The following is an 8834-nucleotide window of genomic DNA, read 5'->3' as shown; positions in this document are numbered from 1 at the left end:
CAAATTGTTCTTTCTTTGCGGAATTTCTCTCGCCTTGACGAGGCAGACATGAAGCCAGTTGATATTCACGAGGGATTAGATAGCACTCTTTTAATCTTGCAAAATCGATTAAAAGCTAAGCCGGAGCATCCCGCTATTGAGGTGGTTAAAGAATACGGAAATTTGCCTTTAGTTGAGTGTTATGCGGGTCAGATGAATCAGGTATTTATGAATATTATTAGCAATGCTATTGATGCCCTAGAAGCCTTTGATGGCTTATCGTTCATTGCTCGTAACAATGAACAATCGACAAGTAATCTTGAACCATCCCCAACGATTCGGATTAGCACTCAAGTTTTGCACCCCGACCGTGTTGCTGTGCGAATTGCTGATAATGGACTAGGCATGACGGAAGAGGTAAGAAAACGGCTATTCGATCCGTTTTTTACGACCAAGCCAGTTGGGCAAGGAACGGGGCTGGGGCTATCAATTAGCTATCAAATTGTAGTAGAGAAGCATTCAGGAATGCTTCGCTGCATTTCCGAAGCGGGACAGGGAGCAGAGTTTTGGATTAAAATCCCGATGCGTCAAAGCCAGAGAGGCTCTACTGCAACTGTTCCAGAGAGGTCAAATCGGTCAAAACCTATGGCAATTTCTTAAGCGTTGTCCTCTTATTGTTGAAGGGATGTATTAGGGAAGCTTAAGGAGCCGATCGCTCTTTGCTTTTGGCCTTCCTCTAGGCGACGCCGCAGCCATTGGATATTAAGTTTCTCTATCTCCTTCTTGACGTTGATTTTGTAGAGACTCCATATCCCGCGTCTCTACAAACGATGAATGCTACCTCTAGGTTTCTGGCTTTTCATAAAAGTTTTATGTTTAAAATTTAACTTTAATATCTTTTTTATTAATCTTTTATAAAAAAATCATATATTTTTGGAAGTCTTTTTAAGGTTTTCCAGTTCTATGCCAGAGAGATGACTTCTCTAAACTGGCATTACCTTGCCTATTCCAGGATTCACGAATAGGTAATTGTTACTAAGCATTTATTATTGAAATACTATTTCAAGTAGCAAGACGGTTTAGCATCAGGAACCCATTTAGATGAAAATCAGCCACAAATTGATGACAGGTTACTTAGCCGTTGCTCTACTTGTTGAAGTGGTTGGATATGTCGGAATTAAAGGAACGAATAACGTTGAAAAAAAGTACAACGAAGTTATTAGAACGATTTCCTCTCACCATGAGTTAGCGCGGTTGCAATATGCTTCGGATACAGTAGTTTTGTCTACTAAACAATTAGAATTCCAAAAAGTAGAAAAAAATCCATCTGCAAAAGATATTGTATCAACGCAAAAATATCAAAATGTGGAGACTAGCCAGGAAAATTATCGCAAGGCTCTGAATGATTATAAAGAATTAGCGAACTATTTTTTCCCATCTGAACAAGGATTGCCAGAAGAAATCCAAACTTCAGGTGAGAGACTTTTAAAATTATCCAATGAGGTAATTGGCTTAAAAAAGCAGGGAAAGGTAACTCCAGAGTTTCTGGCAAAAGAAAACGAACTGGAAAAAACCAGCCAACAATTTATAGGAACTATTAACCAAAAAATTCAGGCTCAATCGCAAGAGTTGGAAGCCGAAAGAAAGAAAATTCATGAAACTCTGCTCTTGACCGACAGAATGATATTTGGCGTCGGTTTATCTACCGTCTTAATCGCTATATTTCTTGGTCTTTCTATCTCGCGGTCTATATTGAGTCGGCTAAACAAACTCAAAGCGGCTGCGGTAGAGATAGGCCAGGGCAAGCTAGAGACAAAAATAGACGTTTCCACCAAAGATGAGCTGAGCGCCTTAGCTGATGCTTTCAATAAAATGGCTGAGGATTTGCGGCAGAAAACAGCGGATGTAATCAATGTTTGTGAAAGCATGGTGGAATCTCTGATCGTGGTAACGCCCGATACCATGATTCAGTCAGTTAATAAAGCAACCTGCGAACTTTTGGGGTATCACAAAGAGGAATTAATTGGGCAACCGATAGGAGTTATTTTCGCCGATGAAAAATTTCCTTTCACAGCGTCGGAGTTGGATGATTTAACTCAAAAAAGGGTTGTCCGAGATGCGGAAAAAATTTACCTGTCCAAAGACGGGAGAAGAATCTCGGTGCTGTTTTCCTGTGCAGCGATCGCAAGCGTATCGGATAGAATTCAGGGAATCGTTTGTGTAGCCCAAGATATCACGGAACGGCAGCGAGCGGAGTTGGCGATCAAACAAGCGAAAGAAGAACTAGAAATTAGAGTTGAGGAGCGCACAACTGAGTTAAAGCGTGCAATTGGGCAATTTCAGGGCGAGATTGTCGAGCGTCAGCGGGTAGAGGAAGCACTGCGCGAAAGCGAGGAGCGGTTTCGGACACTGATACAGGAGCTTCACGTCGGCGTTTTACTGCAAGGAGCCAACGCAGAAATCCTGCTGAGCAATCAAGCGGCTATCGACCTTCTCGGTATCACTGACAGCCAACTGCTGGGGAAAACTTCCTTCGATCTGAATTGGAATGTCATTCATGAAGATGGTACACCGTTCCCCGGAGAAACCCATCCGGTGTCGCAAGCGATCGCAACTCGTCAAGCTGTGCGGAATGTCGTGATGGGCGTTTATCGTCCCAGTGTGGGCGATCGCATCTGGCTATTAGTCAATGCCGAACCTCAGTTGGCAGCGGATGGTCGCCTTGAACAAGTAATCTGCACCTTCAGCGATATCACCAAGCGCAAGCAAGCAGAGGAAAGACTCGCGCAGCGCGAACGCTACTTATCAGCATTGGTTGAAGTTGAGCGCCGGTTGCTGACTTTTGATGGCAGCACGAATTGCTACACGGAAATATTGGTACAACTCGGACAAGCAGCAGGCGCAAGTCGCGTTTACGTATTCGAGAACCATCGTTCCCAAACCGGCAACTTGCTAATGAGTCAGCGTGCGGAGTGGTGTGCCGAGGGCGTTCGCCCAGAAATCGACAATCCGGCGCTGCAAAACCTTTCTTATGACGACTTCTTCCCCCGCTGGGCATATTTGCTAGAAAAAGGTGACATTGTTGCCGGAATTGTCGCTGAATTACCCGAATCAGAGCGTTTTATCTTAGAACCTCAGGGAATTCTTTCCATCCTAATTTTGCCCATCATGGTTAAGGGCGAATTCTTCGGGTTTATCGGCTTTGACAACTGCATAGAAGCGCGTGCTTGGGAACCTTTGGAAATCAACCTGCTGCGTGCAGCGGCAGCCGCCATCTCTCTTACTCAAGAACGCAAGCAAGCAGAGGAAGCAGTAACACGCCTTGCCGGGATTTTGGAAGCAACGAGTGATTTCGTAGGCAGTGCGGACAATCGAGGACGCGCATTTTACATTAACCAGGCAGGTCGTCGCTTGGTCGGAATTCCTCTCGAAGAGGATATCTCAAACCTCAGCGTTGCCAGTTGCCACCCGAAATGGGCGGGTCAAATCATCTTGGAGGAGGGAATTCCTAGTGCGATTCGCGATGGCGTCTGGTGTGGCGAAACTGCACTTTTGACCCGCGACAAACGGGAGATTCCAGTTTTGCAGCTGATTATTGCCCACAAGAAGCTGGATGGAAGCGTTGACTTTCTTTCTACCATCTCCCGCGATATTAGCGATCGCAAGCAAGCAGAAAACGCTCTCAAACAGCTCAACGCAGACTTAGAAAAACGAGTCCTTGAGCGTACAGCAGAATTAAACAATGCGATCGCGCAATTGGAGGGCGAGATTGCCGAGCGCAAGTGGGCAGAGGAGGAATTGGAAAAATCCCTGTCGCTGCTAAAGGCGACGCTCGAATCAACTGCTGATGGGATTCTCGTAGTTGACAAAGTCGGAAAAATAGCCAGTTTCAATCAAAAATTTGTCCAAATGTGGCGCATTCCCGATTCCATCGTCGCGGCACGGAATAGCGACCAAGCCTTAGCATTTGTCCTAGAGCAGCTAAAAAACCCGGAGAGCTTCATCACCAAAGTTCAGGAACTCTATGGCGAACCCGACGCAGAAAGCTACGACCTCCTTGAATTTAAAGATAGAAGAATCTTCGAGCGCTATTCCCAGCCTCAACGGATTGCGGGAAAAGTCGTCGGTAGAGTGTGGAGCTTCCGCGATGTCACCGAGCGCCAACAGGCAGAAGAAACCATCCGCTATCAAGCGTTACACGACCTGCTGACTGGCTTGCCGAACCGGATGCTATTCAATGAGCGGCTGTCTGTGTCCTTGGCGTATGCACGTCAAAGCCAAAGTACGCTTGCCGTAATGTTTTTGGATTTGGATCGTTTTAAGACGATTAACGATACATTGGGGCACGCTTTTGGCGATCGCTTGTTGCAAAGCGTGACTGAACGAATGATCGGCTGTCTGGGGGAGGATGACACCGTTGCTCGCTGGGGAGGGGATGAATTTACCCTACTTATCCCCCAAATTCGTTGTAAAGAGGACGCTGCTAAGATTGCCCAGAAAATCTTAGAAGATTTAAAGCCAGAATTTTATTTAGAAGGGCACTCCCTGCATATCAGTAGCAGTATTGGGATTGCACTTTATCCCAGTGATGGCGCAGATGCTGAAACACTTTTGAGAAACGCCGATGCTGCCTTATATCGTGCCAAAGAACAAGGTCGGAATAACTATCAATTTTATAATCCAGCAATGAATTCTCAGAATTCTGAGTTATTGGTACTCGAAAACGATTTGCACCATGCTCTAGAACGGGGAGAATTTGTCGTTTACTACCAACCTCAAGTCAATACAACGACTGGAGAAATCACCCACGTTGAAGCCCTGTTGCGCTGGCAGCATCCAAAATTTGGGCTAGTTTCTCCAGGAATATTTATTCCCCTAGCGGAAGAAACCGGACTCATCGTACCAATTGGGGAATGGGTGTTAAAGACTGCCTGCGCTCAAAATAAAGCTTGGCACGATGCAGGAATTGCCGACTTACAAGTGGCGGTTAACCTTTCTGCCCGACAGTTTCAGGAACCCGATTTAGTCAAAATGGTGACGCGAGTTCTGGAAGAAACTGGACTCGAAGCCCAATTTCTGGAGTTAGAAATTACTGAAACAATCACGATGCAAAATGTAGAATTTACCCGAAAAACTTTGAGTGAGTTGCATCGGCTAGGAGTTTACATTTCTCTAGATGATTTTGGGACGGGATATTCTTCTCTGACTTATTTGAAAAAGTTTCCCTTCCATACCTTAAAAATTGACAAATCCTTTGTTCGAGACTTGACAAGCGACCCCAATGATGCAGCCATCATTACAGCGATCGCAGCGTTAGGAAAGGTACTCAATCTGAGACTGGTTGCGGAAGGCGTGGAAACAGAAGCGCAAAAAGATTTCTTGCAAAATCTCCAATGCGAACAGATGCAAGGCTACTTTTTCTGGCGACCCCAAGCGGCTGAGGAGATTACTAAAATACTCGAAAAATCTTTCTCAAAGATAGCCAAACATTCAAGTTGTGTATCCATTGCTAACTGTTCCTGTAGCTTTAGACTTTCAGCGGAAGCGATGCGATGATGGCTTAGGATGGATACGGAAGCGATCGCACAAAACTTATATTTTCGTCTTACTCATGACGGATTAGGCAACTCAAACAGTAGTTTTAACCAAGCAACAAAGATGAGTGCGATCGCACAATCGTAACGTAGCACTTGTGCTGTGATTGCCTGCCCCATAGGCATTCCTGGTGTTTGTTGCCAAGCTAGCCAACTGTGGATCAAGGCTTTGGGACGGTGAACTAATGTATAGCAATTGAGGCAATCCTGTTCAATTTCTTGCAAAATTGCTTCTGCTTTCGGACGCAAGGCATCATTTTGTGGGATTAGATGGGCAACGAAATCTTCTAAAATTCCCGGAATTTGATTATCTGGCATCAGCCAAACCCCTACTCGTGGTAAGTCTGGCGGAGCATAAATCCAGCCTTCAGCAGGTGGAGATTTGGGAATGTCTTTGTAGCCACTTGCACTCAGGCGATCGCGTACCGCTTGCCATCGTGCCAGTAAGTCTTGATCGGCATCCACTACAATTCCTAATGTACGCAAGTTTTCTTGTTTCAGTTTTAAAGGCAAGCTCATCAAAAGTGCTTCTATTCCTGGATCTTCATCTTCTTGAGGCACTTCTACAGAAAAGGTTTCTGGAAGTTTATGTTGTTCGCACAAAGCCCAAATAACGTGTCGGTCATTCTTTCCTTCAACCAATAATTGCTGCGGTTTTGGTTTAGGTGGTTTTCGTGATAAAGGCATCAACGCACCTCAATACTTTGGCGCACAGCAATAGATAATTCATCAGGAGTGTATTCAACAGCACGTATATTTTCATCCTTCCGGCTTAAGCGAAATAACTTTCCTATTGAGCTATCTTTTGTTTGAGCCAAAGATTCTTGAAATGCAGTTATACAGTCCCAACTATGGGTAGTAGCAAATACTTGAATGTTCAACCGTTGTGATATTTCTAATATTAAACGCCACATATCAGTTTGCGTCTGATAGTGAAGACCTGTATCAATCTCATCTACAATTAAAAACCCGTTTTCAACTGTCACTGCTGCCATAGCTAGAGTTAGAATCCGGCGCATCCCATCACCCATACTACCTAAAGGAATTGGGTTAGGCTGTCCGCGCAGCTTGACTAGGATGCCACTGTTAAAAGTCTGTCGGCTAGTGAAATTAATGCGCTCTATAGCTGGCTCCAGAATTTGCAATGCTTCTATTATGCTGTTTTCTTTGGGGGTGAGTGTTATTTTGTCCCATAAAGCAGCTAATTGTTCAAAGCTCATCATACCAGTTGTCAAAAACAGGCTTTTAATACTAGTCTTTAAAAAGACACTGGATGGCGCTTGTTTTAGTAATTGAAAGGAGCGTGATTCAATCGAGCCATCCTCATCGATAGATATATCCTGTCTTGTAGCTCGCTCGTCTGAAATGTAAATAAATACAAGGTTAAAAGCATCTGCATCAATATCATCTTGTTCACTTATGCCTTCATCCTCAGAATGTAAATCCTTCTGAACTGAAGGAAATAGGCCGATGCTAAGTGAAAGGGAAAGGGGGCTTTCTTGCCGCGATTTAAAATGAATGTCTTGTTCAGGCTGAAACTGATGGCTATGAAAGATATGTCTAATTTGATATCGATTCAAGCGATGTATTACTTCGCCAGATTCACGTATAAAAAGCTGTTCAGCAAACTCACCTCGCTTATCTAGTAAATCCAGAAGAAGCGAGGGGCTATTCTGATTAACTAACAGACAAACTGCTTCCAGTAGACTGGTTTTACCGCTGTTGTTCATGCCGACCAGAAGATTGACACGCGCCAAACCGTCGATATAGAAATTCTTGAAGCAGCGATAGTTTTGGATGGTGAGATCGCGTAACATAGATTCTTCTGCTGTGCAGCGGTTGTTATCTTCTATATTAAGGGGCAGTGGTAGATTCGATGACGGCTTCGGCTTGGTGAACTAAGCTTCTCAACTTATCCACCATTTCTTGATTGACGTTTTGCCACAAACCGCGCTGATTAGCTTCTAGCAAACGTTCTGCCATATCTCGTAATGCCCAAGGATTCTTCTGATAGATGAAATCTTGCACGGACTGGTCGAATAAGTACGCTTCTGCAACTCCTTGATACATAAAATCTTCCACACAATTTGCTGTGGCATCATAAGCGAAGAGATAATCAACGGTTGCTGCCATTTCAAAAGCACCTTTGTAACCGTGGCGCATGACTCCAGCAATCCATTTTGGATTCACGACACGAGAACGATATACTCGCGCAATTTCTTCTCGCAGTTGCCGCACTTTTGGGTTTTCAGGAAGGGAATTATCCCCAAAATAAGTTTGGGGATTTTTGCCACTCATCGCCCGAACTGCTGCTGTTAAACCGCCTTGAAATTGATAGTAATCATCTGAATCTAATAAATCGTGTTCCCGGTTATCTTGATTGTGCAATACGATTTGCATCTGGCGTAGACGCTGCTCAAAGGCTTCTGGGGCGGCGATTCCCCCTAAACCTTTTTTGCTTAGGGAAGGAGAAGAAACAGCTACTGGAACTCCTTTTGACAAGGGAGGCGAGGAATCTGCGGTGCTAGTGTAGGCATAACTACTCCAGTTGATGTAGGCACGGGCTAAATCTTCGTCATCTGTCCAGTTTTGGGCTTCGATTAAGCCCTGCAATCCCGCACCGTAGGCACCGGGTTTAGAACCAAAGATGCGATAGCGCGATCGCATTTCTGCCTGTTCCTGATTTAACCCCGCCGCTTCCCATAACTCAGTTTCTTTTTTAACTTGCGCGGCTAAGGGGTTTTGTTCTGGTGGTTCATCCAACGCTGCGACTGCTGCCACCGCTTGATCGAATAGATCGATTAAGTTCGGAAAAGCATCGCGAAAAAAGCCAGAGATTCTCAGCGTGACATCGACCCGGGGACGATTTAAGACCGAAAGTGGCAAAATTTCAAAATCTACCACTCGCCGCGACGGGCTATCCCACACGGGTTGCACTCCCAACAATGCCAGCGCTTCTGCCAAATCATCGCCGCCAGTCCGCATGGTGGAAGTTCCCCATACGGATAATCCGAGTGTTTTAGGATACTCGCCGTTTTCTTGGGTATATCGTTCAATTAAGGCTTCTGCTGCTTTGCGTCCAACCAGCCAAGCGGTTTCTGTAGGAATCGCCCGAATATCAACTGAGTAAAAATTGCGACCTGTCGGTAGAACGTCTGGGCGTCCTCGTGTTGGTGCGCCAGAGGCACCACTAGGGACAAAGCGCCCATCTAAACCTCGCAATAGGTTGGTGATTTCTTGGGTGGTTTGTTGCAGGGAAGG

At 45.1% G+C, this 8834-nt stretch carries 5 protein-coding genes; 2 read left to right on the top strand and 3 right to left on the bottom strand.

Annotated elements, in window-relative coordinates; genetic code table 11:
- Both H6F50_RS20865 and H6F50_RS20860 read left to right on the top strand, forming a co-directional pair.
- Nucleotides 1–639 (top strand): ATP-binding protein (locus H6F50_RS20865; RefSeq protein WP_190430187.1); only part of this gene is annotated, 639 nt, incomplete at its 5' end.
- A 441-nt stretch (nucleotides 640–1080) separates the two neighbouring features.
- Nucleotides 1081–5535, top strand: a complete 4455-nt coding sequence (locus H6F50_RS20860; RefSeq protein ID WP_190430186.1) for an EAL domain-containing protein — start codon at nucleotides 1081–1083, stop codon at nucleotides 5533–5535.
- 53 nt (nucleotides 5536–5588) lie between these two features.
- Here the strand turns inward: H6F50_RS20860 and H6F50_RS20855 are convergent, their stop codons facing one another.
- The 3 genes from H6F50_RS20855 to H6F50_RS20845 form a co-directional block, all read right to left on the bottom strand.
- Nucleotides 5589–6260, bottom strand: coding sequence for a DUF3226 domain-containing protein (locus tag H6F50_RS20855; protein WP_190430185.1), 672 nt, complete (start codon nucleotides 6258–6260; stop codon nucleotides 5589–5591).
- Complete coding sequence (locus H6F50_RS20850; protein WP_190430184.1) at nucleotides 6260–7390, bottom strand: AAA family ATPase; 1131 nt, start codon at nucleotides 7388–7390, stop codon at nucleotides 6260–6262. The genes H6F50_RS20855 and H6F50_RS20850 overlap by 1 nt, the downstream gene beginning before the upstream one ends.
- A gap of 37 nt (nucleotides 7391–7427) precedes the next feature.
- Nucleotides 7428–8834 (bottom strand): cobaltochelatase subunit CobN (locus H6F50_RS20845; protein WP_190430183.1); only part of this gene is annotated, 1407 nt, incomplete at its 5' end.

This window comes from Coleofasciculus sp. FACHB-712 (genome assembly GCF_014695635.1).
Taxonomy (GTDB): domain Bacteria; phylum Cyanobacteriota; class Cyanobacteriia; order Cyanobacteriales; family FACHB-T130; genus FACHB-T130.
This window is presented reverse-complemented; position numbering and strand designations above follow the sequence as displayed.